At 41.4% G+C, this 25,245-nt stretch carries 21 protein-coding genes; 14 read left to right on the forward strand and 7 right to left on the reverse strand.

Annotated features, from left to right (window positions below):
- Positions 1-114, forward strand: a 114-nt coding sequence (locus IM456_RS12220) for a transposase (RefSeq protein WP_130758671.1), incomplete at its 5' end; no start/stop codon positions are given.
- Between the two features lie 293 nt (positions 115-407).
- Here IM456_RS12220 and IM456_RS12225 read toward each other — a convergent pair.
- Positions 408-1,799, reverse strand: a complete 1,392-nt coding sequence (locus tag IM456_RS12225) for an IctB family putative bicarbonate transporter (RefSeq protein ID WP_287692773.1) — start codon at positions 1,797-1,799, stop codon at positions 408-410.
- A 144-nt stretch (positions 1,800-1,943) separates the two neighbouring features.
- On the reverse strand, positions 1,944-3,587 hold the full coding sequence (locus IM456_RS12230) for an alpha-keto acid decarboxylase family protein (RefSeq protein WP_149987441.1): 1,644 nt from the start codon (positions 3,585-3,587) through the stop codon (positions 1,944-1,946).
- 254 nt (positions 3,588-3,841) lie between these two features.
- Between IM456_RS12230 and dndD the strand changes: the two genes are divergently transcribed.
- The 5 genes from dndD to IM456_RS12255 all read left to right on the forward strand — a co-directional run bounded on the left by dndD (position 3,842) and on the right by IM456_RS12255 (position 9,830).
- A complete protein-coding gene (gene dndD / locus IM456_RS12235) occupies positions 3,842-5,827 on the forward strand; it encodes a DNA sulfur modification protein DndD (protein ID WP_149987442.1) in 1,986 nt (661 codons plus the stop codon).
- A 191-nt stretch (positions 5,828-6,018) separates the two neighbouring features.
- On the forward strand, positions 6,019-6,417 hold the full coding sequence (gene dndE, locus IM456_RS12240; RefSeq protein WP_002765973.1) for a DNA sulfur modification protein DndE: 399 nt from the start codon (positions 6,019-6,021) through the stop codon (positions 6,415-6,417).
- 199 nt (positions 6,418-6,616) lie between these two features.
- Positions 6,617-8,128, forward strand: coding sequence for a cupin domain-containing protein (locus IM456_RS12245; protein ID WP_287692776.1), 1,512 nt, complete (start codon positions 6,617-6,619; stop codon positions 8,126-8,128).
- Between the two features lie 26 nt (positions 8,129-8,154).
- On the forward strand, positions 8,155-8,916 hold the full coding sequence (locus tag IM456_RS12250) for a class I SAM-dependent methyltransferase (RefSeq protein ID WP_287692778.1): 762 nt from the start codon (positions 8,155-8,157) through the stop codon (positions 8,914-8,916).
- Positions 8,913-9,830, forward strand: a complete 918-nt coding sequence (locus tag IM456_RS12255) for a TauD/TfdA family dioxygenase (RefSeq protein ID WP_287692780.1) — start codon at positions 8,913-8,915, stop codon at positions 9,828-9,830. The genes IM456_RS12250 and IM456_RS12255 overlap by 4 nt, the downstream gene beginning before the upstream one ends.
- Before the next feature lie 94 nt (positions 9,831-9,924).
- On the opposite strand, the gene IM456_RS12260 is transcribed toward IM456_RS12255, so the two are convergent.
- Positions 9,925-11,439, reverse strand: coding sequence for a SagB/ThcOx family dehydrogenase (locus IM456_RS12260; RefSeq protein ID WP_149987446.1), 1,515 nt, complete (start codon positions 11,437-11,439; stop codon positions 9,925-9,927).
- Positions 11,440-11,564: 125 nt separating this feature from the next.
- On the opposite strand from IM456_RS12260, the gene IM456_RS12265 reads away from it, so the two are divergent.
- The 7 genes from IM456_RS12265 (at position 11,565) to IM456_RS12295 (ending at position 18,059) form a co-directional block, all read left to right on the forward strand.
- On the forward strand, positions 11,565-12,848 hold the full coding sequence (locus tag IM456_RS12265) for a flotillin family protein (RefSeq protein ID WP_149987447.1): 1,284 nt from the start codon (positions 11,565-11,567) through the stop codon (positions 12,846-12,848).
- A gap of 160 nt (positions 12,849-13,008) precedes the next feature.
- Positions 13,009-13,386, forward strand: coding sequence for a phosphomannose isomerase type II C-terminal cupin domain (locus tag IM456_RS12270; protein WP_287692782.1), 378 nt, complete (start codon positions 13,009-13,011; stop codon positions 13,384-13,386).
- A gap of 48 nt (positions 13,387-13,434) precedes the next feature.
- Positions 13,435-13,986, forward strand: a complete 552-nt coding sequence (gene cobU, locus IM456_RS12275) for a bifunctional adenosylcobinamide kinase/adenosylcobinamide-phosphate guanylyltransferase (protein WP_287692783.1) — start codon at positions 13,435-13,437, stop codon at positions 13,984-13,986.
- 5 nt (positions 13,987-13,991) lie between these two features.
- Positions 13,992-14,810: a class I SAM-dependent methyltransferase gene (locus IM456_RS12280; protein ID WP_287692784.1), complete on the forward strand. Its 819-nt coding sequence runs from the start codon at positions 13,992-13,994 to the stop codon at positions 14,808-14,810.
- A 9-nt stretch (positions 14,811-14,819) separates the two neighbouring features.
- On the forward strand, positions 14,820-15,410 hold the full coding sequence (leuD, locus tag IM456_RS12285) for a 3-isopropylmalate dehydratase small subunit (protein ID WP_002796901.1): 591 nt from the start codon (positions 14,820-14,822) through the stop codon (positions 15,408-15,410).
- A 101-nt stretch (positions 15,411-15,511) separates the two neighbouring features.
- Positions 15,512-15,688, forward strand: coding sequence for a hypothetical protein (locus IM456_RS12290; protein WP_012266504.1), 177 nt, complete (start codon positions 15,512-15,514; stop codon positions 15,686-15,688).
- Between the two features lie 298 nt (positions 15,689-15,986).
- The gene (locus IM456_RS12295) at positions 15,987-18,059 is read left to right on the forward strand and encodes an AAA family ATPase (protein WP_287692786.1); all 2,073 of its coding nucleotides are present in this window, start codon (positions 15,987-15,989) and stop codon (positions 18,057-18,059) included.
- 414 nt (positions 18,060-18,473) lie between these two features.
- Here the strand turns inward: IM456_RS12295 and IM456_RS12300 are convergent, their stop codons facing one another.
- Positions 18,474-20,711, reverse strand: coding sequence for an FUSC family protein (locus tag IM456_RS12300; RefSeq protein ID WP_149987452.1), 2,238 nt, complete (start codon positions 20,709-20,711; stop codon positions 18,474-18,476).
- A gap of 215 nt (positions 20,712-20,926) precedes the next feature.
- Positions 20,927-22,372 (reverse strand): Ig-like domain-containing domain, encoded by a 1,446-nt coding sequence (locus IM456_RS12305; RefSeq protein ID WP_149987453.1) that lies wholly within the window; start codon positions 22,370-22,372, stop codon positions 20,927-20,929.
- 1,436 nt (positions 22,373-23,808) lie between these two features.
- Here IM456_RS12305 and IM456_RS12310 point away from each other — a divergent pair.
- Positions 23,809-24,036 carry a DNA-directed RNA polymerase subunit omega gene (locus IM456_RS12310; RefSeq protein ID WP_002761217.1) on the forward strand — a complete coding sequence of 76 codons (228 nt, stop codon included), beginning with the start codon at positions 23,809-23,811 and terminating at the stop codon, positions 24,034-24,036.
- Positions 24,037-24,063: 27 nt separating this feature from the next.
- Here IM456_RS12310 and IM456_RS12315 read toward each other — a convergent pair whose 3' ends face one another.
- Together IM456_RS12315 and IM456_RS12320 are read right to left on the reverse strand one after the other, a co-directional pair.
- On the reverse strand, positions 24,064-24,258 hold the full coding sequence (locus IM456_RS12315; protein WP_149987455.1) for a hypothetical protein: 195 nt from the start codon (positions 24,256-24,258) through the stop codon (positions 24,064-24,066).
- 23 nt (positions 24,259-24,281) lie between these two features.
- Positions 24,282-24,959: a DUF3782 domain-containing protein gene (locus IM456_RS12320; RefSeq protein ID WP_149987456.1), complete on the reverse strand. Its 678-nt coding sequence runs from the start codon at positions 24,957-24,959 to the stop codon at positions 24,282-24,284.
- Positions 24,960-25,245 lie beyond the last annotated feature (286 nt).

Genomic DNA, 25,245 nt, shown 5'->3' on the forward strand with positions numbered 1-25,245 from the left:
GTGGTCGAGGGAATCAACAATAAACTTAAACTAATAAAACGGAGAGGCTATGGCTTTAGAAACTTTCGGAATTTTTGGGTTAGAAGTATGTTATCTTGGCATCTTGTCTGTTGATTTAGCATAAAGGGTAACGAAGAGCCCTAAATCCTTTGAATATAAGCTACATATCAGGATAGGCAATAGGCAAAAGGCAAGAGGAAAAAGAGGTAATAAATAATCAGTCTTTAATAACCAGATTTAGTATAATTTGAAACAAATCCTCAACCTGGCGGCGGTTGGCACCACTGACATCGCAGCTTTGAGAAGTTGTCAATAAATTGATATTGACAACATTGCGATTGTTTGGCCGGCAAGCAGTAGAATCTTGCCATTTCTATCCCTAGCACCAGACATTAATTATTGACCCCCTAGAGGAGAGAATTGCCACGATCAAAACCTCTAGCGGGGGAATAACAACGACTAGCAATTAAACCCAAAACTAACCACCAGAGGGTACTAACTTGGGGACGATACCAAACTGTATCAAAGAAACCGTGGGCAAGAATTCCAGCCATAGCGGCAATTGCCCCGATTAACCAAAAGCCTTGACTGTCCATTTTATCGCGTAAAAGTTTAATTTGATGGATGCCTTGGCCGATAGTTGTGACTAATAACCAGAGGAAACAGGTAAAACCAATAATTCCCGTTTCTACCATGATTTCTAATAGCACAGAATAGGCACTTAAAGCCGTGTATTTTGGTTTCATGAATAGGGGGTAAATTTTCTTAAAAGCATCATTACCCGGTCCGATGCCCAAAAGCGGATAAGCTTGAATCATGCGGATAACTGCATCCCAAACATTAATCCGAAAGTTATTACTACTATCTTCCCGGCCAGCGAAAATACTCATCACCCGAATTCGCAGCGGCTCCACCAATAAAATCGCCCCTAAAATCACCACGGCTAAACCCCCTAAAACTAAGGGTAAAAGCCATGTTTGCCAAAATAACGGTAGATAATTTTTGAACCAATAAAATAATAGCAATAAAAAGACAATTCCTAAGACCATCAAACCAATCCAACCGCCACGACTCTCGGTAAAAAATAAACAAGCGGCATTGGCTAAAGTTAATAAAGCCGCTAAAATTTTCGGTAGCCATCCCTGCCACACAAACAAGGCTGCACCGCTAAAAGCAATACCAGGGAATAAATAACTAGCTAATAAATTAGGATTACCGAGATAACTATAAACCCTAGTATCTCCCGCTAATTCGGAAGTGGGATCGTTCCAAGTTGCTAACTGTTCCGCACCAAAAATTTGCTGACGAATGCCGTAAACGCTGACTGCTAAGGCGGTTAAAACTAAAGTAGTCAGAATCCAATTTGTTAGGCGTGGTGAGCGCATGATTCGGGCGGTAAAGGCAAAAAAGATGAGATTGAGAGTTAATTTAATTAATCCTTCCAAAGCTGCGGTTTTAACGGGAGAAAAAGCCGTAGAAACCGTGGCAATTCCCCAATATAAAAGTACCAACAGATGTATGGGTGTCACCCCGATTTTGCCTTCGTCCACAAGGGTTAAGAGTAGCCAATAACCCGCTATTGCTAACAGCAAAAAACCGATTTGACTGGTGGAGAAAAAGGGCGCAGTGGCGATAAGGAGAGAGATTAACAGCGCACCCATCAGTTCTGTCCACTGCACAAACTGGCTACCCTGTCGCCATTGACTAAAAAGGCCGACGAAACGATGCAGATAGCTATATTTTGACCAAGAAGCGGGCGAAAAGTTCAATAGGGTGATTTGTTTCCATAAAGCATTCATAGGGTTTTTAGTTGCGGTTGTCACCATCACACTTTGATTAAGATACCGATTGTATCTTAATTGTTGACTCTTGGGAGCGAAAAGAGTTTCAGTCTGGTGTCTTAGGGCAGCTTCACACAGTCAAAACCTAATAGCATAACCAGTCTAAGCATGGGGTGAACGTAAAGCTTGACCTAAACGAGTTAAGCCTTGGGAACAGTCAAAACGATCGAGATGTACTTCAATAAATGATAGGCGATCGATGTTACCCTGGGCAATTGATAAAGCCTTTTCTAATTCCCCTTCTGTCCTGACTTGACAACTCCAACTTTCCCCGTTAAATACTGCTGGTAATTGGTGATATTTCCACGGTTGTAGATCATTATAAATATTATCCTGAATTACCCGCTCGATCGTGTAACCGTCGTTATTAATTAAAAAGATAATTGGATTGAGATGGTGACGGATAATTGTCGAAAGTTCTTGGGCGGTCATTTGAAAAGCACCATCACCCACAAAGACGATAGGACGAGTATTGGGTGCGGCAAAAGCTACTCCTAAACAGGCGGGAATTGAATAACCAATGGATAGATAAAATGCTTGACCGATAAAGTCGGTTTTTTGGGGCATTAATAAATCAATTGTGGCAATAATTGCGTCCCCTGTATCGGAAATAACAAAAGATTCTTGAGCAATAAAATGATTCATTCGCTCATAAAAACGAGCATTAGTTAATTTTTGCTCTGGCACGGCGATGAATTCTAAATTCTTCAATTCGGCCGCAGGTTTAATCTCTAGTGTAGCCGCTTCTTTGTGACTTAGCTTATTAATTAAACCCTCGATAAAATCCCCTAGGAATACTGGTTGATAGAAGTGATGTTTAATCTTTATCTTCTCGGAATTGGCATTAATCAAATTATTGGGATTTAAATTAGCCGTAAATCCGCCTAAATTCATATCGGACATGATCGCCCCTAAACAGAGGACACAATCGGCATTTTCCACCCGTTGACTAACGTATTTGCGACTTAATGCCCCCACATAAGTGCCGATAAATTGCGGCTGCATTTCCGAAATTGACGACTTACCTAAAATAGTGGTGGCTAAGGGATAACCCGTTACTTCTAAAAGTTTCAGCAACTTATCCTGGAGTTTAAACCGATGGAATTCTACCCCCGCTAAAATAATTGGTTTTTCCGCTTTTTCTAATAAAAAAACCGCCTCTTCAATGGCTTCTTCTAAAGCGGCGGCATCCGTGAGATTATCGGTTAAATAAATTGGCTTTTCTGAGGGGATACAGGGACGATAGACTAGATCCCGGGGAATTTCGATATACACGGGACGTTTGTGATGCAAACAAGCGGCTAAAGTTTGATCGATTTGACTGGCTGCTTGGGCGGAATTAGTGAGAATAACCGAGGCAACCGTGACTTTTTCCATGATGGACAATTGCAGATTATAATCGCCCGTGGTGTGGTGTAATAATAAATTATCCCGGCGAATCGAGCGATCGGAAGCCCCACTAATCACCACCAAGGGAACTCTTTCAGCGTAAGCACCGACCACAGCATTAACCAGGCTAAATCCCCCGACTCCGTAGGTGACACAGACAGCGCCCATACCTTTGACTCGCGCGTAGGCATCGGCGGCATAACCTGCGTTAAGCTCATTACAGGTGCAAACTAATTCGATCGGACTTTCCACCAAAACATCCATCAAATCGAGGACATAATCCCCCGGCACCCCGAAAACATGATTAACCCCTAAACTATGGAGACACTGGCATAAATATTCGCCGATCGTGATCATAGCAATTTTCTCCCCTGTGTTGGCACTTTCACGCCGATCATAACGATTTTTTCAAAAAATAGGCTCATGCCCAGTAATAAACTGGAAAGTAAAAATCAGGAAACCTTGATTATATCTAGGTGCTGGTGATCAATGCTATAGTATAAAGTCTGGGGTTTTTTCTTGGGTATAAAAAAATATCTGCGGCACTTTTTCAGGTATAATTTTTACAGGAGATTCCCTAAAACTTTCGACTTAAATAAGGCTGAATGTTAATGATTTTTACTGAATTAGTTTTGCAAAATTTCGGTCCATACGCCGGTCGTCAAGTGATTAATTTACGTCCCGAAAAAGACAACAATCCCTGTCCGATTATCCTTTTGGGAGGCATGAATGGCGGCGGTAAAACTACTTTAATGGATGCGATTCGTTTGGCTTTGTACGGTGCGCGGGCAAAGTGTTCTACTCGCAATAATTTAAGTTATGCCGAGTTTCTCAGTCAAGCAGTTAATAATCAAGCTTCCCTCATCGATCAAGCTAGAATTGAACTGGCTTTTGAACATCTAGTTAATGAACAATGGCGACAATATCGTATCGTTAGATACTGGACAAAACAGCCCAAAGATGGTAGGGATACCCTCGGTATTTTAGATGAAGATTGGCCCGATCCCGCCTTAGCTAATACTTGGGATGAATATATCGAAACTTTATTACCTTTGGGTATTTCTAACCTCTTTTTATTTGATGGGGAACAGGTAAAAGAATTGGCAGAACAGGATGTACCTCCTGACAGCGTTAAGGATTCGATGCAGACTTTATTAGGGTTAGAATTAGCGGAAAGATTAGCCGTTGATCTTGATATTTTAGCTAGTCGCAAGCGCCGGTTATTAGCAGCAGAAAATGAACTAGAAACTATTGAAGCTATCGAGAAAAAATTAGCTCAGTACCAAGAAGATTTGGAATTGGCTAGGCAAGAGATGGAAACTCAACAAAAAAATTTGGATGTGGTTAGAAATGATTTTGATGCAGTCTCGGATAAATTTCGCATTGATGGCGGCAAAATTGCCGCCGAAAGAAGTCAATTAGAGAGCAGAAAAAAGGATTTAGATAAAAAGTTAGATAAACAGAGAGAGTATTTAGGTCAATTGGCGGGAGAATTTTTACCATTAAAGTTAATTTTTCCTCTCCTAGAAGCGGCTAAAATTCAGGGAGAAAAAGAGCTAAAATTTCAATCGTCTCAAGTCGCTCAATCGGTTTTAGAATCCAGAGATAAAAAGTTAATGGCTTATTTAAACCAACTGGATTTAACTTTAGAACAATTAGAAAATATTAGGGAATTTTTACAGCAAGAAAATCAGTTTTTAGCTGAGGATAGCGATTCTTTGATTACTCCTTACTTAGATTTAGACGAGGAGGCGATCGAGTTATTAAATCGAGTCTTAACCCATCAACTACCGGCACAAATTAACCTCGCTCATCAAGCAATAGAACAATTAAGAAATCTGGAAGCTGACTTAGATAATTTAGAGCGAGAATTAGCAGTAGCAGCCTCTCCCGAAGAATACGAAACCCTGAGTAATAACTTAAAAACCGCTCAGAAAAAGTATCTAAATGCTCAAGCGGAATACGAGCAAAGCCACAAAAATTATGAGGAAATCAAAAAGAAAATTGAGAAAACTAAAAAAGAATTATTTGCCTATAGTGAGAAAGCTTTAGAATCGCAAAGTAACGAACATATCGTCAATGCTATTGTCAAAGCACAGCAAACTTTAAAAGTATTTAAAGAACGCTTAACTTTAAAAAAATTAAATAGATTAGAGGGAGAAGTGGCGGAATGTTTTCGTTATTTATTGCATAAGTCCGATCTGGTGCAGAAAATAGCGATCGATGCTGATACTTTTGGTCTATCTCTCTTTGGTCCCGATGGACAAAATGTGCCTAAACACCGTCTTTCTGCCGGAGAAAAACAACTATTAGCGATCGCTTTTTTGTGGGGATTAGCGCGAGTCTCCGGGCGAGATTTACCCATCGCTATCGATACACCCCTCGGACGTTTAGATTCTTCCCATCGCCATAATTTAGTTGAACGTTATTTTCCCGCCGCTTCCTCTCAAGTCATCCTCCTTTCTACCGATACAGAAATTGGACAAAATGAGCTACTCTTATTAGAAGAACAGGAAGTAATCGCCAGAAAATACCTGCTAGAATATAATTCCCAACAACGTCAAACTACTATTCACCCTGACCGCTACTTTTGGTAAGATTATGACTGAGATAAATTCCCACGAAATCCTCCCCCAATTAACTTGAGACATTGAATCAGTTATCAGTTATCAGTTCACTGTTTACTGATCACTGAAAAAAAACTCCCTACTTCCCACTCTCCTATTAAACAGGATTGAGAATGACTAACTATTTTATCATCAGTCAGAGCGAGGTAAAATTATAGATTATGGAATCACCGATCGAACGTTTTCGACTATCTCAAACCGCCAAAGATAGCCTAATAAAATTAAAACGCTACACCAAAATTGACCAATGGAATATCCTCTGTCGTTGGGCTTTTTGTCGTTCCCTTGCCGAACCGAGTCTCCCCTCTCCCGTTCCCATTCCTGCCGATAGCAATGTAGAATTATCCTGGAAAGTATTCGGGGGAGAAATGGCCGATATTTTCTTAATTGCCCTCAAACAACGTTGTCATCAAGACGGATTAGGAACCGATAAAGAAACTCTAACTCAACAATTTCGCTTACATTTACATCGCGGGATCGGTTATCTTGCCGGGGATACCAAGCTAAAGAAAATCGATAATTTAATCGAATTAGAGAGAGAAAGTCTCAGAGAATCTTAATCAAGAATGATCTGTTTTCAGGGGGAGCGCATCTCAAACGCTATTGACAATTGGCCAATTTTGTGATGGTATAGCAGTTTTCCTCAGGATGAGGCATGGGCAAGGGGCTTAAGCCCCTTGTTGGCAAAACTTGTCGATACCTCAGTAACGTGAAAAGCGCTATATTTAAAAGAGAGCGGCTATCGGGGGATGAGAAAAAATGGAAAATTTAATCGAGGAAGCACTAAGCCATCGAGCGATTAATCATCCGTATTTACTGGCTTTAGAAAAAGGAGAATTTCAACATATTGATGAAGTTCTGACAGACTTTGCCAGTCAATACGGAGCTTATAGTGACTGGTTTTCCCGTTATTTAACAGCAGTAATATCAAAGCTAGAAAATCCCACTCATCGAAATCACCTGCTGAAGAACTTAGCTGAAGAAAACGGACATCTACACTATGAAGATCTCGAAGCAATCCGTAAATTAGGTATTCAGGACGAGTGGGTACAGGAAATTCCTCACCCACAGTTATTCAAGCGTTTTCAAGAAGCGATGGGAGTAGATAGCACGCAAACGCCTTGTGTTGAAGTGGAAATCTGGCGTGAATCATTCTTATCGCTGCTCCAGAATGGAAGTTCACTCCAAGCTATTGGAGCGATAGGTTTAGGGACTGAATCTGTTGTTAAATTTATCTACAAACACATTATTGAAGCGATCAAAAAACATACATCATTATCCTTGCAGCAATATGTATTTTTTCCTTTACATACAGAAGTGGAGGATGAACACAGCTTAACTTTAGTTGAGATTGCTAAAGAATTAGCCAGTGAAAGCGAACAGGCTGTTCTGGAATTACGGAAAGGAATGTTAAAAGCCTTAAATCTACGTGCTGCTTACTGGGACAATATGTATGAACGTGCGTCGGCACTAGATCAATCTTTGACATCATCAGACCAACTCAAGATTGTTACGCTTTTCACTAAAATGATTAAAGGCAAAAAGCTGTCTAATCAGGAACTGGAACTTTTATTGCATCAAATCAATGACGTGCGTATTGGATTGACGGAAGACTTATCTACTGTTCCAGTGGAAAAACTACTACCCGGATTGAGTTCACTTTTGCTATACGGGATGCAAACGGAAAAGCACAAGGAAGAAGTTCTGAACTTGTTAAATTGGCTTGAAAATCCATCTGATGAATGCCAATGCTCTCAAACAATATTAAGGCTTGCATCACAACTTTACCATGATTTTCAAACAGTGCGACTGGGAGCATTGACCGAAAAAATAAATGAACAAAAAAGCTTGACTCATGTGCAAGAAGGTAAAGAGCTTATTTCAACAATCAGCGCCAGCAACTTAGAAGCTTTATACAACAATCAGGTTGATAAACTCAATATTGATTTTAACGTATTTCGCCTACCGTTTGCTCTAGAAGTTTTAGATGCACGCCTAGTCATAGTCAAGCCAGGAAAAACGAATGAAATGCACCGACATGCACATGAAACCGTATTTGTATTTCTTCAGGGTCAAGGAAAAGTTATTGTTGATCAATACGAAAACGAAGTCGAACCGGGTACTTTTGCTGTTATTCCCCGTTGGTGTGTGCATCAATCTGTGAACTTAGGAGAAGAAGATTTGGTTTTTCTGGCGATAGCTGATTTTGGATTAACTGGTAAAAGTTTTATGGGTAATTACTTACACAGTGCTAGACTAAAACAAAATTAGTGCAAATTTTATCACGTTAGATAGGTATGAAAGCAACACAAGAAACCAAAAAACTTTACGACGAAAGCGCAGGAGACTGGAAACGAGTAGAACCGATTTTGCTTTCTGATTACTCCGCGCGTCCCTTTGTCATTGATTTATGTGAACCGATTGTCAACAAGAATATATTAGATCTAGGCTGTGGGGAAGGTTATGTAGGAAGAGAGTTAATTAACCGAGGCGCTCAATATGTTCATGGGATTGATATTTCATCGCAAATGATCGAGCAGGCCTTGATTCAAAAAAACGAGCATCAGATTACTAATGCTTCCTATGAAGCTGGTGATATTCGTGATTTTGCGGTCACTGAGTCCGAACAATACGATTTAGTTCTGGCTATGTTTCTGTTCAACTACTTAAATGTTTCAGAAACTATTAGCACGCTGCAGAAAGCCTACCAACTTTTGAAATTCGGTGGCTATTTCCTGTTCGCCGTCCCCCATCCCTCTTTACCTTTTCTGAAAAAAGATAAGTTTCCCTTTTATTTTAAACCGAAAGCTGGCTATTTTTCCGGACGCAATCAATTATTCCCCGGTGAGATTTGGCGCCGAGATAGAAAAGCCGTCGCCGTGCAATGTGTTCATAAAACTATGGAAGATTACTTCACATCTCTTCGTTTAGCAGCCTTCACAAAAATGCCAGAAGTTTATGAACTAAAAATTAATCAGGAACATTTAGAACTAGACCCAGAATTTTTTACTCCGCTCATTGACCTTCCCCTTCACGTTGCTTTCAAAATTCAAAAATGATTATACCGATTTCTGAGCCTAATATTTCATTACTGACTTGGAAAAAATTGCCTGATCCTTCTCAACTATTTTTTCATTTACCAGAATCATTAGTCTCAGATTTACTAAAAAGAAGCAATCACAAATGGCTTGAAAAACCCAACGAAATAGGACAGGAAACAGTCAATAAAAATCTTGATTTTTTCCTACCATTTCGTGAGAAATTGCTCCAGGAACCAGGCATAATTATTTTCCGATTAGAACCGGAATTAACAGAAACGGAAATGCGGTTAATTTATGCTTTTATTTCTCGCATTTTTGGACTGCTAAACCACCGCTATGGCTATTTTTTTGATGTAATCGATCGAGGAATGGATTACACTAAAAAAGCTATACCCGTTTCGATGACGAATGCAGAAACTGGCTATCATACCGATAGTACAGCCAAAAACTACTTCCCTGATATTGTTGGCTTACTGTGTCTTGCTGCCGCGGATGAGGGAGGAGATTCCCTGGTAGTAAACGCCGCCAATTTGTATCAATATTTCTGGCAACACCATACAGACCTAGTTCCCTATCTTTACGAACCTTTGGCGCGGGATGTGATTACACCTGGAGAGATTAATTCTCAAGAAGCTATTCAAAAGAATAATTTCCCCTTATTCTCAGCCGATTCTCAGGGTCTGGTTTTTCGTTATATGCGGTACTGGATTGAAGTCGCTTACTCCAAACTGGAAATAGCGCAACCGGAAGCTATCACAAAAACACTCGACATCATCGACGACTTTTTTTCAAAACCAGAAAATACAGTCCGCTTCAAAATGGAAAAAGGTGATGTATTTTACCTTAATAATCGCTTTTTATGCCACAATAGAACCGCTTTTAAAAATTCAGGAAAACCTCGACAGATGGTGCGTAGTTGGATTAACCTTTAAACAAAATACGTCCAGGCGAGAAAGTGAACCGGTGAAGGTACAGAGTACTATGACCTCAACCTCGTTGTCACCCCTTCAGGGGTTCAAACTCACCTTAAAAAACTTTCGGTCGGCCTAAAGTAGTGATATAGATAACTGCTTCATCGGAGGGAATTCCTAACACTTCATTAACTTGATCATCAAAAAAACCACCGATACCACTAACCCCTAACCCCAGATGAATAGCCGCTAAATTTAATCTCTGTCCCAAATGGCCTGCATCTGCATGAAGATAACGATAGACTCGATCGCCATATTTAGCCACTGCTTTTGACAGATCCGCCGTATGAAAAACCACAGCGGCCGCATCTCGTCCCAAATCCTGACCTAAACAGAGATAATGTAACTCTTGCCGGAAATTTTTAAAGCGAATTTGCCGCAATTCTTGGGCTTTAGGAGCATAATAATAACAGCCTTCCTCTAATCCAGTTACTGCCGAAACAGCGATAAAAGTTTCCAATAAATCCAGAGCAAAATAATCGGGATTGGGATCGAGATTTTGGCCGGCATAATCTTGGGGTTGATAGGTAAAATGCAGCAAAGCTCGCAATTCGTCTAAACTGAGACTAGCGCCACTATAAGCGCGGGTAGATCTGCGTTTAAGAATCGTACTTTCGAGATCGATTAAATCTTCCCCCCAATTGACGGGACGGGATGTCACGGAAACTTTTAGACAAAAAGGAAAATTATATTTATCTTCCCAATTAGAGGGGGTAACAGTTGCTTCTATCTTCTCATCTGTAGCTATGATAGTGGCTCGGTGTAGGGAGTTTAATAATTCTCCCTCGGGAATTTCGGGATAAAGAGTCGTGGTTGCCGAAGGGAGTGCCGTGGTACTATGGGGGAGATTTTGCCGGATATTGAGCAGATCTGCCAAAGGAATCACCGTCATGACACTTTCTTTCTCGGAATCGAGATAAAGCAATTCATTCATCTGGATATCGTTAAAACCACCGATTAAATGGGCGCGATAGTCATTAATCGAGGCTGATAGCTCAATATTGCCTAATAAATGCCCTGTATCGAGGAAAATACGCCGATAAGCTCGATCTTCGTAGCGCCAAGCGGACCGATAAAAAATGGCACTGGTAACTAAAGCGATATCGGTATTTTCTAAAACAGGATTCCAGAAACAAGCAGATTGCAGGTTGGTCCAGACATCACTTTCCCAGAATAAAAGCAGCGAGTGACTTTGACCTTGGTAACTGTAGAGACCGGCGGGTAAAAATTCCGTGCCACGGGAGATCAGATAGACCTCGGCGGGGTATAATCCACCAGCAGAGGGTGCAGAACGTAGGTACAAGGGACTCCCCATAGTGGCGATTTTGGCAGTTAACCCATAGCTACAGCCCAAAATTCGCGATATACGTCGCCAAAAGTCTCCTTTTTGGGGAACCGTTTGACGGGAGAGGTAGGGTTTGAGATCGAACGTCTGACCGATTTTGTATTCTTTGAAGGGATAGGGTTGTTGACTCCAATCAAGACCTTTACTTTTTGAGGCGATCGTCTGGGGGTCGTATTTGGTACGCTCGTGGTAGTATTGGGCGATCGAGATTGGCTGATCTGGCATGATAAAGATGGGCTGTCTAAGCTTTACTTTTCAGTTTAATATCGATGACCCCCAAAAAATCAACCAGCCAGAGAGTCGATCGGCTAAAAGTAAAGATAATCACCAATTTCACCTACATAAAATCTATGGAAATTATCGCTGTTTTACTGGGAGTTTTCGGTTTAGGCACAGGTGCGGGTTTATTAGTCATCCGTAACTATTACCATATCTGTCAACCGAGCGAAGTCTTAATTTTTGCCGGCAGTCGTCGTCCCACGGCCACGGGCAAAACCATCGGTTATCGTTTGGTAAAAGGGGGCAGCAGTATTCGTTTACCTATGCTAGAACAAGTGTATCGAATGGACCTGACCAACATGATCATCGATCTCAAGGTGGTTAATGCCTATTCTAAGGGCGGTGTGCCGTTAATCGTCACCGGGGTGGCGAATATTAAAATTGCCGGGGAAGAACCGATTATTCATAATGCGATCGAGCGTTTATTGGGCAAGAAACGCAAGGAAATTGAACAATTGGCTAAAGAAACCCTAGAGGGCAATTTGCGCGGTGTCTTGGCGAATTTAACCCCAGAACAAGCGAACTCCGATCAGATCGCTTTCGCTAAAAGTCTCCTAGAAGAAGCGGAACAGGATCTGGAAAAATTGGGTTTAGTTTTGGATAGTTTGCAGATCCAGAATATTTCCGATGAGGTGCGTTATCTCGATTCGATCGGACGGAAGCAAAAAGCCGAATTACAGAGAGATGCCCGGATAGCAGAAGCAAAAGCCCGAAAAACATCGATTATCAAGGATTCCGAGAATCTACGCCTAACCGCTTTGCGTCGTATCCAAAAAGATTTAGAAATAGCCAAAGCTGACGCAGAAAAACGGGTGCGCGACACTCAAACTAAGCGCGGCGCCATGATTGCTGAGGTAGAATCGGTGGTTATGTCCGATTTAGCTAAAGTACAGGCCGAAGTGGCGGTACAAAACGCCCGAATTAAGCAGGTGAAACAGCAATTACAAGCAGATGTGATCGCCCCTGCGGCAGCGGAATGTCAACAAGCGATCGCAAAAGCCCGGGGGGAAGCGGCCAAAATTATCGAACAGGGGAAAGCGCAAGCGGAAGGAACCAAAAAACTAGCGGCCTCTTGGCAAGGAGCGGGAAATAACGCTAAAAACATCTTTTTATACCAAAAATTGGAGTTATTGCTGAAATTAATGGTCGCTAGTGTCCCAGAAGTGCAGGTGCAAACGGTGACGGTAGTGGATGGGGGTGATGGTAATCTTGTCCCGAAAATGACTGCCTTTGCTGAACAATTGCGTCAAGCTACTGGAGTGGATCTGGTACAAATGGCTAATCGTCTAGCACAAACCGAGCCATCTGTCAAGGGCAAAGACACAAATTTTGATTTTAAACAATTGCCCTCCTGAATCAGTTATCAGTGATCAGTTATCAGTTATCAGTAGGAGGATAGAGTATTAAGTGAGCAGTATTAAATGGCAGTAAAAGTCCTGTCTGTTCACTGATTACTGATTACTGATTACTGATTATCGTCCACTAGAATGTTAATCAAGTTTGGAAACCACCGCCATGGATGACTTAATTAATGATCCCTCCCCTTCTCCCCAAGACCTAGAAATGACGCGGACTCCCCCCTGGGGAACGGTGACGGTATTGGAGGAAGGTCCCCGGTATCGCATCAATCGCATTGTCATTAAACCAGGCCATCAGATGAGTACCCAAATGCACTACCATCGCAGTGAACACTGGATTGTCGTCTCCGGTACAGCGCGGGTAATCTGTGATGAAAAAGAAACTCTCCTCAAACAAAAAGAATCTACATACGTTCCCATGAATACCCGTCATCGGGTGGAAAACCCCGGTTCTATTCCTTTGGTGATGATCGAGGTGCAAAATGGCGAATATTTAGGAGATGATGATATTCACCGTTTTGATGATCGAGAATAGGACAGTTTTCTCCCGTATATACTGTAGTTATTTGCCAAAATCTCGATCGTGGATGAAAAAATTATCCTAGTTACAGGGGCTGCCCGTTCTGGGAAAAGTGAATGGGCCGAATATTTAGCCAAAATCAGCCAAAAACCCGTTATTTATATCGCCACCTCCTCGGTGGATGAACAAGATCAAGAATGGTGCGATCGCATTGAAAGACACCGGCAGCGACGTTCCCCCCAATGGCAAACCCAAGAAATTCCCCGACAATTAAGCGAAACTATTGATAATAGCCCATTTTCTCACTGTTTATTGATCGATTCCCTCGGTACTTGGGTAGCCAATTGTTTAGAAATGTCGGCAGCTGAATGGTTAGAAATTAGCGATCGATTCTTGTATTCCCTCAAAAATGCGGCGGTTGATGTTATTCTGGTAGCGGAAGAAACCGGTTGGGGTGTGGTTCCCGCTTATCCCCTCGGTCGTCTGTTTCGCGATCGTTTAGGCGATCTCTGTCGTAGAATTGGCACAATAGCAGACGCGGTTTATCTAGTTACCGGCGGCCATGCTCTTAATTTAAGTCAATTGGGTCAGTCTTTGTCGATAATTGGGCAATAGAGAAGATGAGCAACGATTATCAGCGTCAAGTGATTGATTTTTATGCCCTTCGTCACGATTACGATAACGATTTTACGCAAGCTCGCGCCCTTAAATTAGTAAATTATCTCTATTTACAAAAAAACCAATCTGTGCTAGACGTGGCAACGGGAACGGGATTTATTGCGGTCGCAATTGCCCCAAAAGTGAAAAGTGTCATCGGGGTTGATTTCACGCCGGCAATGATTGCCAGAGCCGAAAAAAAGCTAGAAGAATTAAATATCGAGAATATTGACCTAATTAACGCCGATATAGCTGCCATTGACTTTGCCGAGTCTAGTTTCGATCTGATTACCTGTTCTCTGGCGATTGCGCTTTTCCCCGATATCCCGCAAGTGCTGGCAAAATGGTATCAATGGTTAAAAAAAGGCGGTTCGGTCGCTTTTTCCTGTAATAATTTAGAATCCCACTTCCTACCCTTGATCAGTGGTGTTTGTTGCGAAACCTATGGTTTTGAGTTGCCTAATCTGCATACTCCCATCGCCACCCTGGAAAAATGCCATCAATTGCTGGAAAATGCGGGATTTACCAATATATCGGTCAATGTCGAGCAGTTAGGTCGATATTTGCCCCTAGAAACTGCCAAAAACTTCTGGTATGGGCAGTATTTTCATCCTCAGGATAATCCTCTTGATCTCGCGTTGCGAGCGCGTTGCGACCGCCTATCGGCTGCCGAAATTGCGACTCTAGTGAACAATTATCGCCGAGAAATCCAGAAAAATGCCACCGATCAGGGAGTATGGCAAGATGCAACCACTTTTTTTGTCACTGCTAGTAAAAGTTAGAAAAAGATCATGAGTCAAGTTAAAACCATCTCCGGACGAGCTTTACCCTTGCGAGGCAACGATATTGACACCGATCGCATTATTCCGGCTCGTTTTTTGCGTTGTATCACCTTTGAAGGTTTAGGAGAACAGGTGTTCGCCGATGATCGAGCCGCTTTACAGGGGAGTCATCCTTTCGATCTACCCCAGTACCAAGGGGCGAAAATTCTGGTAGTTAATGGTAATTTTGGTTGTGGCTCTTCTCGGGAACACGCACCGCAAGCGATTTTACGTTGGGGAATTCAAGCAATTATCGGGGAAAGTTTCGCCGAAATATTTTTTGGTAATTGTATCGCTAATGGGGTTCCCTGTGTCACTGCTGAGGCAAAAACCATCGCCCATTTACAGGATTTAATTGCAGCTAATCCCGAAATTCCCGTCGATCTTTCCTTAACAACCATGACAGTGGAATGGGGGGATTTTGTCGCTACCGTCTCTATGAATGAAGGTTCCCGACAGATGTTAATAGAAGGGGGTTGGGATACCTGCGGACAGCTTTTACAAAATCTCGATCTGATTCAATCTACCGCGCAAAAGTTACCCTATTTAAGTTTCGTCTAGGGAAACAATCTAGGCTGAGGGTGCGTTAGCAATAGATTAACGTACCCTGGCAAGGATTTTGTTTGAGATGCAGCGGCTGTAAATATTAAAAAATCTGCCCTATGATTAATCCTGATAATAATCTCCAAAATATCCAAGAACCGATTTTAAACGCTCCCGAAGATGTGCGAAAAATCATCGATCGAGTTTTAAAATTGGAAAGAGATAAGTTATACCAGCGCAATCCTCGCAATATCAATGATGATGTTTTAACGATTATTAAAGAAGTAATTCAATAATTAGCTTTTGGCTATCAGGAGTCAGTTATCAGTGGGTGCATCTCAATTTTGGAGAAATATCTATATTACATTTGGGCGCACGCGATGCGCCCCTACCATTGGCGCGATAATATTATTGTAGGGGCGAATTGCATTCGCCCTCTTTTAATAACTTCTGCTGCCCCGTTATCAGTTATCAGTTGTCAGCTTTTCTTCTCCCCTCTCCCTGCTCCCCTCTCCCCTCTCCCTTCTCCCATCCCCCCACTTCCCTCTCCCCACTCCCCACTTCCCACTTCCCCATTATCCCCTATCTATAAATATGAAACTACTATCAATAAAGTTATGTAATTTTCGACAATTTTATGGTAAGACTCCTGAGATACATTTAGCGGCAAGTTCTCGCAATACAACGGTAATTTATGGCAATAATGGAGCGGGAAAAACAACCATTTTAAATGCTTGTACCTGGGTACTTTATGAAAAATTTACAGCAGCTTTTGCCGAACCAGAGTTATTAGTTAATAAACGGGCAATTACCGAGGTAAGCACGGGGACCTCCATAGAATGTTCCGCAGAAGTAAACTTTGAACATGAAAATAAACGCTATCAGGTAAAACGAAAATTTTTCGCCTATCAAGATGTAAATAGTAAAATTAAATACGGTTCAAATAGTTTATATATGCTCTACGCTGGTGATGATGGCAATTGGTACACACCCAATCAACCACCAGAGGATATTATTAATCAAATTTTACCCGAAAGTTTACACCGTTATTTCTTTTTTGATGGGGAATATATCGATCATCAATTTCGCAGTAGTAGCCAAGGTAAAATCGCCGAGGATACAAAAGAATTATTGGGAGTTAAAGTATTAGATCGAGCGATCGAGCATTTAAAAAAAGCTAAGAAATCTTTACAAGATGAGCTTAAAGATTTAGGAGAATCGGATTTAAAAAAGTTATTGAAACAGGAAAATAAAATCGAGCAGGATTTCGAGAAATTAAAACAGCGTCAGCAGGATATTATTACCCAGTTATCCCAGCAAGAAGAATTAAAAAAAGCCGTGACTAATCGCTTATTAGAGTTAAGTGGTGCCGAGGAATTAAAACAGTTAAAAGAAAAATTAGAACAACAGGAAAGAAATCTGCGGCAAGATTTAGTCAGAACTAAGGATAAGTTAAAGAAATTAATTTCCCAGCAAGCTTATCAAGTCTTTTTAAAAGAAATTAATCAAAATTTTCAGCAATTAATCGATCGCCTACGACAACAAGGGGAACTACCCAGTGGTATCAAACAGCAATTTGTCCAACAATTATTAGAGCGGAAAAAATGTATTTGTGGTCAGGAATTACAGGAAAATAGCCAAGCTTATTTACAGGTACAAGACTGGATGAATAAAGCAGGAATGGCCGATGTGGAAGAAGCGGCCATTCGCTTATCTTCCACAGTCAAAGAAATAGATAAAAGGGTCTTAGATTTTTGGCAAGAAGTGGATAATTATCAAGCTAATATTCACCAGTGGCGCTTAGAATTATCTTTGGTAGAATCAGAATTAGATGAAGTTCGGGATAAATTTCGCCATTATCCCGATGAAGATATTAAAAATCTGCAATCTCGTTTAGATGCGATCGAGGATTCCCTAAAAGATTTGCGATTGGAACAGGGCAGCAATAAAAATCAACTAGATATCTATGAAAAAGAGTTAGAATCCCTGCAAAAACAGGTACAAAAACAGCAACAAAAAGAGGAAAAATCTAATTTAGGACAACGACGTAGTTTAGCGACTCAAGAGGCAATTAATCGCATTAGTGAGGTAAGACAGAGATTAGAAAATCAGTTTCGTTTGTCCTTAGAAAAACGGGTACAGGAAATCTTTAGCTCAATTTCTTTTACTCCCTATATTCCCCGTATTAGTCCCGATTACGAGGTAAGATTATTAGAAAATACGACAGGATTCGCTATTCCCGTGGCAGCTTCCACCGGAGAAAATCAGATTCTCAGTTTATCTTTTATCGGGGGAATTATCGATCGAGTGCGAGAATGGAGTCAGAAAAATACTTTGATGGGAATTGATAGCAGCACTTTTCCTCTGGTGATGGATTCCCCTTTTGGTAGTCTTGATCATATCTATCGTCGGCAAGTTGCGATCGCTATTCCTAAATTAGCCAATCAGTTAATTGTTTTAGTGACAAAAACTCAATGGAGAGGAGAAGTAGAAACCGAGATTTCTCCCTATATTGGTAAAGAATATGTGTTAGTTTATAATTCTCCGAAAGCAGATTGTCAAGAGGATTTAATTAATCTTCATGGTGTTAATTATTCTCTAGTGAAACGCAGTCCTAATAATTTTGAATATACGGAAATTATCGAAGTTAATCGATTTTCCTCCTGACTGCTAAATGGCTGCATCTCACCTTTGCAGAAATACAGACAATCAGCAATTATCAGTGACTCTTAAATTGGTACAAAAATATGAACAATCGCGTGTAAGCATCTCACCGAAAAGCTAATGCGCTCCGGGGTTTGGGTAGGGTTGATTCATGAATCAACCCTACCTTGAATCAACCCTACCCAAAGGCTTGAATTGAGTGATAAAATCGGAAATAATGACCAATTTTAGAAGATAGTTTCCCTTTAAAAATACCAACTCAGTAGATTTACAAAAATTTTGTTGTAAGTAGTCGGACATAAATTCTGTTGTCTATCTTAAGCAATGTAAATTGCCGCAATTCTTACTGACTCCTGACTCCTGACTCCTTACCCCACAGTTAACTTTACTTTTGTCCAACTACTTAATAACTAAATTTTAACTTCTAATAAAACGATCGATTGCTGTGTTCATTACCCCAACACGACTGGATAATTCCACAAGTTCCGTGGTGACAATATTATAATCCCCTAAATATTTATGGAGATTAGTTCCCTCTTGTTGATTGCCAATTTCTACTAACCTTTCCTCTCGCAATTCTTGCAAATGATCGAGGACTTCTTCTAAAGTATCTTCGAGGGGAGGTAAGGGAAGAGGAGGATTATTTGTTTGCAAAGCTTGGGTTAATTGCGTCAAAGCTTGGGTTATTTGTTGCGTGAACAGACTTAGATTAGGATGGGGAGGACTACCGCGGTATTGTTCCAATTCCGTCAATAAAACTGTCACCCCGCGACCAAAACGAGGAATATAATTACTTAAAGTGATTGCCGGTTCCATTTGTGCAAAGGGTGTGCTAGGATCATCAATTAATCTTTGTAGGGCCGTTTGCATAGTTGTATTTGCTCGTCGAGCTTTATTGCGATAGGAAGATAAAATTGCAGTTTGATAGGATGATTCTCCCAAATAAACTGCCATAACTGACTGAAAAAATATTTGATTAGCTTCTAATGCTTTAATGGCAGCGAGGGAAAAACGTTCATCTTCATTAAACCGTAAAAAACCGAAGGAAAGTGCAAAGGCTAAAGCACTACCGATTAAAGTATAAACTATTCTGATATACTCTAAATTAATACCGTCATTGCTGGCATCCAGACGACTGATGATTAAAGCAAAAATTGTGATAAAAAATACGGCCAAACTATAGTGAAATCGCACCAAGGCTAAAGCGATCGCTATAGAAATCATCCCAATAATTTCTAACCAGATCGGATTATCTATAATTCGCAACAATGCCAAAACAAAAAACGAGCCTAAAATCGTGCCAAACACCCGATTAAAAAAGCGTTGAAAAGTCAAGCTAAAATCTGGTTTTAACACAATAACTAAGGTTAAACCAATCCAAAAACTATGGGTAATTCCTAGCTTATTGTAAATCAAGACTCCTAGCGCACTTCCCAAACCCAAGCGTAAACCATGGCGAAATAGGGGCGATTCTAGATTAAAATTAGATTTTAATGGTTCCCACCAAGCTTTTTCTTGACTGTACTCTTTTTCTATCCCTTCAAAGTTACGCTGCCAGGGATTTTTTTTATCTGAAAATTCCTCGCTTTGCCGCAAATGTTGCGCTGTTTCACTGGCTATTTTTAGCTGTTTAAATAATTTTTTTAAACGATTATTTAATTGCGAAATTGCCACATAACTGGTATAATCATCTTGGGCATTTTCTAAAACTTTAGCTTGCAGGTTTTTTTGTTGCTCGATCGCCTTGAGTAATAGCTGCAAGCGCTCACAATCCGGTTGTTTATTTCTACCCAAAATTAACCAGGCAATATCTTCGCTAATTTCCGCCACTTGCACGAGAATATCTTCTAATAAAATACCCACCGTGGTCAGTTGTGGCAAGGGATGAAGATGAAGCAATTCTCGCAGCGCAATTAAGCTGGTATTAATGCGATCGCTATCTTCAATCAAGACGATTAACAATTCCCGCAGCTCACTTTTTCCCCAACGTCCCCGACGCGTCAAGGTGACAGTTTTCCTCGAACGTAGCAACAGTTGGCGGATTTTGTCAAAATATGGCTCCTCATTAGCATTAGAACGAGAGTTTAAGGGCAAAGAGCGGAGATAGGTGGCGATACCCTGAAAATTTTCCGCCGTTACCTGACGTAAAGGCTGATTAGGGCGAAAAGGCCAGATAAACAGGGCTAAAAAAATTGTCCATCCCCCTCCCAACACAGCGATTCCGGCCCGTTGTAAAGCGACGACAATATCTCCCGATGGCAAAGAAACAGCAAAAAGCAGCAATAAACTAATTACTACCCCAGCTAACGCCCCATTTTCCCCGTAAACCGTCAAATAACCCGCTAGAAACAACCCGCAAAAAACTATCACGACGGTCAATCCTAGCCAATCACTGGCTAATGTGCCGATAATCAAAGCTAGAGCCATCCCAATAGTCGTAGCGACTAGGGTTTTCGCTCTCAGGCAGTAAAGTCCCCCTACATCGGCTAAAATCAAGGTTTGAGCCGCTAAACCGACCATTAACCCCAATTCTGACTGATCTAAAATATCACCGATAATAATCGGTACCGCAATCGCTAATAAAGTCCGAATCCCCCGCTCGATCTCGATATCGCCACTAGGACGCAATAAAAAAGCAAATCGCTGAAGTAGCATATAGCAGTTATCTTAATGGTGAGGTATGAGGTTTTCGTTTTCGGGAGTCAGCATTCTCCGAGTCACCTGATTAGGTAAAGATTTCTCTCCTGTCTCCTGACTTGAAAGAGGGTGTAGGGTGTGGGGTGTGGGGTGTAGGGAAGGAAACCTCTTTCATCTGTGGGGGTGAAAATTTTTTCATCGGGACTGACTCCTAACTCCTCAATTCTGCTCTATTAGGGCAGCCAACGGGGTTTAAAACCGGCGTTGAGTTCTTGAGGTAAAATTTTCGGGGTGCTATTGGGACTGAATTGATCGGGGAGTGGTAATAACCAGAGACGACCATCGGCAATGCTCGATCCCTCCCCAGTAACTAAATCATTTCCGACTCCAAAGGGTATGGTTACTAACTGATCAAATAATAAGGCCACGCCATCGGGAGACATACTCATCTGCACGTCACGATAATTAGGTAAGGCCAGCAGGGGGATCATTTTACCCGTTTTTAGCTCAATAATCCCTAAAAAAGGTTCTTCTTTCACTTTGCCATCGCTGCCCATAACCAGATCGCTTTTCAGACAGTAAAGGGTTTTTTCCTGTCGCGGTTCAAATTCACAGCTAATAATCGGATTAGCTGTTCTTAATAGTAGTCTTGACTCTCCCTGATCGTTGAGCAAAAATAGCGATCGCTGATTATCCGGTTCTGATTTCACCATTAATTTTTGGCGACCATCCCGGGAAAAAGCGAGGATTTTCTCGTAGGTAGGCAAAAATTGCGGTTTTCCCGCTTGGACATCCAAAGGAATCACCGCTACCCCTCCCGTTTGACTGACAACCGCTTTTTTACCGTCGGGAGATAGTAAAAAATTATCCGCTTGTATTCCTAACGGTCGCGATTGTCCATCATCACTGATTACCCATAAACTGGCATCCCCCGGATTCCCATGATTAATTCTCTGCACGATTAGGGTTTTGCCGTTATCTGAGAGATTAAAGCGAAGATTTTGATAGGTTTTCGCATCTAAAAACCTTTCTATACGACCACTGGGCAAATTTTGACCATGTTCGTCATGATTTAAACCCGTGGTAATTGTATAAAGTTGCTGTTTCGGGGTATCTCGTCCTAAGTCAGAGCGATCGAAGGCCGAGAATAAAATTCTCTCCCCCCTCGGATACATTTGAAAATCCGTGACCACCAGATCCGCAGGGGTAAGGATGGTTTTTTTCAGTTCTGTGACGTTATTTGCCCCCTGAATGATATTACAGACGATTAAACGGCCTCTTTCCTCTTGGTTGACCCCAATATAGGCAAAAGCTCGATCGTGGGTGTAAAATTCCCCGATCAAGTCCTCACCTTGGGCAATGGGTAACTTTACTTGATATTTTTTGCCGTAGATGGGCAATTCCGTCAAGGTATAGGTCAAGCGATCGCCAGACCAGCTAATTTTACCCGGCAAGGGAGGATCGATCACCAGTCCAGTTTCTATGTCGGAACGGTCAATCGGTCGATTAAAACTTAAAGTAAAATAATTGTCCCTAACGCCGATTTTTCGTCCTTGCCAGCTAAAATTCTCCCCTCGGGTAGGAACTTGATTTCCCTGGATCAAAATCGACGATATCCCGGCAATTAAGGCCAAAATAGTCGCTAACACTAAGCGATCGAACCAAGCTAATCTTTTCATCAGTTATCAGTTATCAGGAGTCAGTTATCAGTATTCGGTCGTCGGTCGTCAGGAGATTGCTTTTATTTATTCTCCCATCTCCCCCCTCTACAATAATTACTCGCAACCAGAAACACCTTGGCTGTATATCATACTTTGTGCTTTTTGTCAAAAAAACTTTTTTTTTGCAACAAAACTACATAAAAAAAAGATCATCGTTGTGGGTGAAATTGACTGATTTACCCGTTTTAATTAGGATCACCTTCTAGGTGTGGCGAGGGTTTTAACCATTGCTGCCCAAAAAAGCACAGAATAGCCCACTATGAAATTTTATCAAATCGCTGTAACCATCACAACATCGTTGTTAAATAATAATCTTTCTCAATTAATTCTTAAGGATTTATAAATATTGCGGAATGTTAATTTAAATATTCTCAAGTTTTTACGGTCAATAAATAATTTTTACTTATCTTTGTCCAAAATTGGGTTAGAAGTCAGGAGTCGGGAGTCGGGAGTCGGGAGTCAGGAGATTATTTTTATTTGTTCTTCCCACACCCTACACCCCACACCCTACACCCCACACCCCACTTGCCACTTTCTTATCAGCTTTAGTAATGATTGTCATCGGTTTTTTCAATCGAATAAATAAAAACGCCCCCAAAAAGGAAGCGTTTTTTAACTTATCATGAGGACTTAGCAAAATGTGTGCAGAGTTAGAATGCGGATGTTGGATGGGGATCCAGCATCTGTTTATTTTTAACCATCGATCGCCAGCACTGTCAAGTCCATGGGGATAGCATCACCGGAAGCTAAATCGAGGGGGAAGTTATCGAAAATTTGGGTTGAAAACCCCGTCCTTTTAGGACGGCTTTAAGCTACAATGGAAAAAGCGATAACCAAGCTAAAAACTGAACCTTGACAACAGATAGTAGGGGGTTTCGTTCACAAAAGAATTCAAATTCGGCCTTGAACGAGTAAAACTTTCTAGAAAATGAGGTTGAACATTAGATTTTTTCGACTTGTTCAAAGTGGCCGTCCGGCATTCGGACACTCAAAACGGACGGGTCGGAAAGCGTAAGACTACCGCTAAGGTATCGGCATCCCTTGAAGCGTCAACCCAGCGGTCGGTCGTTCAATTAAGTTTGTTCGCTCTGCCGGTCATCACCGTCGGGCCCTGGCGGTGAGGATGTCAAATGTTCAAGTATATTTACAGCCCCCGCAATTGTCTCCCTTTTTTGGGTTTATTTATTTCAAAAATTATCTCTTTATTTGTATATTTTTAAACTTGTATAAAATTGATTTAAGTTTTGTAAAAAGTAGTTGACAAAATCCGATCGAGATCAAATATCACCCTATCCTTAAGGTTGACAAAATATGGTAAGGTGGACTGAGTAATAAAACTTATCACTAAAATCAGTGACAAGTGCCAAATTCACCAGAGAAGGCTAAATATAACTATGTCCAAACGGTTTAAATTCGACTCCTCCGAGATGATTTATCTCACCGATAAACTGATGAATGCGGCCAGCAATCGTTACTCGATCGTCGTGCAAGTCGCTAGACGAGCCAAACGCGTCCGCTACGATACCGTAGAAAATATCGATGACCCGATGATTAAACCCGTCCAACGGGCCTTGATGGAAATGACCGACGAATTAACCGAACCGGAATTATTACGCGATTAATCCCCTAAAATTGCCTGGAACCCACCCTTACATTTCATCGGGGTTGATACCCAGTGATCTTAGTCTTTCCGCTAGTCGTTGGGCTTTTTGTTCCGCTTCCTCTTTGGCTAAACTTTCTTGCTGGGCGAGCGCCGCAGCTGCCCTCGCCCTTTCCTCTGCGGTTAAATAACGATTTCCCGATACTGGGAAGAAGGCGATTTTTATGTAGGAAAGGTTAACCATAGCAATTGTTTTGACTAGGGAAATTACCAAGTATTCGGTTGAAAGTCGGCATCATTAATAATGGCCACCGTATCCCCGGAGGGTTTAATCACAAATAGACCTTTTTTATAAGCATAGCGATCGATTCCCTCGTTGATTTCAATTCCCGCCACCGCACCGTAAGCTCGATAGTTTTGATAATGGGGAAAAGCGATTTTAAAACGAGTCAATTTTTCAATAAATTCATCCACATCATCTTGAGATAATCTCGATTTACATTCCACCACCACGAGATCGGTATCATCTACCGCTAGAATATCAATTTCCATGGCGATGCCCTGACGCTTGACTCTAGCGCGGGGATAAACTTCCTTAATATCAATGCCTTTTTCCTGAAAAAGCCGTAAAACCGCCGGTTCTACCAATTCTTCCACAAATCGACCCCAGCGAGTGGTCAGACTATCTACCGCTTTGCTGGTTCGTTCTACGGTGCGTTTCAGTTCTGCCATCGAGCGATCGCTTTCTAGTTTAGATTCGGCCAGGAGGTTCTCTATTTCGACTCTATGGCGATCATATTCCGCCTTGGATTCGGCAGCCCGGCGATCATATTCCGCCTTGGATTGGGCAGCCCGGCGATCATATTCCTCAGCCCGGCGATCATATTCCTCGGCGGAAGCGCGGAATAGCTGGTAAATATCCTCAAGAGTTACCGGTTCACTCATAGACTTGCCTCTAAAACACCCCTGATCATTTTAGCGATTCTGTCGAAAAGCCGGACGAGAGCCAGAGAGCAAAACGGAAAGAAATATTAAGAATTATTTAAAAGACTTGACAAATGTGCGGGGGAGGGTACTGTTTTTCTGGAATTTACCGAAATTTTGGGTTAAAGCCCCGTCCTTTTAGGACGGCTTTTTAAACTATATCTTGTTAACTTAACTTTTATTGTGCTATACTGATTTTGTCTAAGTCCCCCCTGCGTAAAATGTTTGTCTTAGAGTTTAAAGTTAA

The sequence above is a fragment of the Microcystis sp. M079S1 genome, from assembly GCF_020246425.1.
GTDB classification, from domain to species: domain Bacteria; phylum Cyanobacteriota; class Cyanobacteriia; order Cyanobacteriales; family Microcystaceae; genus Microcystis; species Microcystis aeruginosa.

Coding starts and splice junctions, on each gene's coding strand:
- IM456_RS12225 (WP_287692773.1), bottom strand. CDS start 1,799: ATGAATGCTTTATGGAAACAAATCACCCTATTGAACTTTTCGCCCGCT.
- IM456_RS12230 (WP_149987441.1), bottom strand. CDS start 3,587: ATGATCACGATCGGCGAATATTTATGCCAGTGTCTCCATAGTTTAGGG.
- dndD (WP_149987442.1), top strand. CDS start 3,842: ATGATTTTTACTGAATTAGTTTTGCAAAATTTCGGTCCATACGCCGGT.
- dndE (WP_002765973.1), top strand. CDS start 6,019: ATGGAATCACCGATCGAACGTTTTCGACTATCTCAAACCGCCAAAGAT.
- IM456_RS12245 (WP_287692776.1), top strand. CDS start 6,617: ATGGAAAATTTAATCGAGGAAGCACTAAGCCATCGAGCGATTAATCAT.
- IM456_RS12250 (WP_287692778.1), top strand. CDS start 8,155: ATGAAAGCAACACAAGAAACCAAAAAACTTTACGACGAAAGCGCAGGA.
- IM456_RS12255 (WP_287692780.1), top strand. CDS start 8,913: ATGATTATACCGATTTCTGAGCCTAATATTTCATTACTGACTTGGAAA.
- IM456_RS12260 (WP_149987446.1), bottom strand. CDS start 11,439: ATGCCAGATCAGCCAATCTCGATCGCCCAATACTACCACGAGCGTACC.
- IM456_RS12265 (WP_149987447.1), top strand. CDS start 11,565: ATGGAAATTATCGCTGTTTTACTGGGAGTTTTCGGTTTAGGCACAGGT.
- IM456_RS12270 (WP_287692782.1), top strand. CDS start 13,009: ATGGATGACTTAATTAATGATCCCTCCCCTTCTCCCCAAGACCTAGAA.
- IM456_RS12280 (WP_287692784.1), top strand. CDS start 13,992: ATGAGCAACGATTATCAGCGTCAAGTGATTGATTTTTATGCCCTTCGT.
- leuD (WP_002796901.1), top strand. CDS start 14,820: ATGAGTCAAGTTAAAACCATCTCCGGACGAGCTTTACCCTTGCGAGGC.
- IM456_RS12290 (WP_012266504.1), top strand. CDS start 15,512: ATGATTAATCCTGATAATAATCTCCAAAATATCCAAGAACCGATTTTA.
- IM456_RS12295 (WP_287692786.1), top strand. CDS start 15,987: ATGAAACTACTATCAATAAAGTTATGTAATTTTCGACAATTTTATGGT.
- IM456_RS12300 (WP_149987452.1), bottom strand. CDS start 20,711: ATGCTACTTCAGCGATTTGCTTTTTTATTGCGTCCTAGTGGCGATATC.
- IM456_RS12305 (WP_149987453.1), bottom strand. CDS start 22,372: ATGAAAAGATTAGCTTGGTTCGATCGCTTAGTGTTAGCGACTATTTTG.
- IM456_RS12310 (WP_002761217.1), top strand. CDS start 23,809: ATGTCCAAACGGTTTAAATTCGACTCCTCCGAGATGATTTATCTCACC.
- IM456_RS12315 (WP_149987455.1), bottom strand. CDS start 24,258: ATGGTTAACCTTTCCTACATAAAAATCGCCTTCTTCCCAGTATCGGGA.
- IM456_RS12320 (WP_149987456.1), bottom strand. CDS start 24,959: ATGAGTGAACCGGTAACTCTTGAGGATATTTACCAGCTATTCCGCGCT.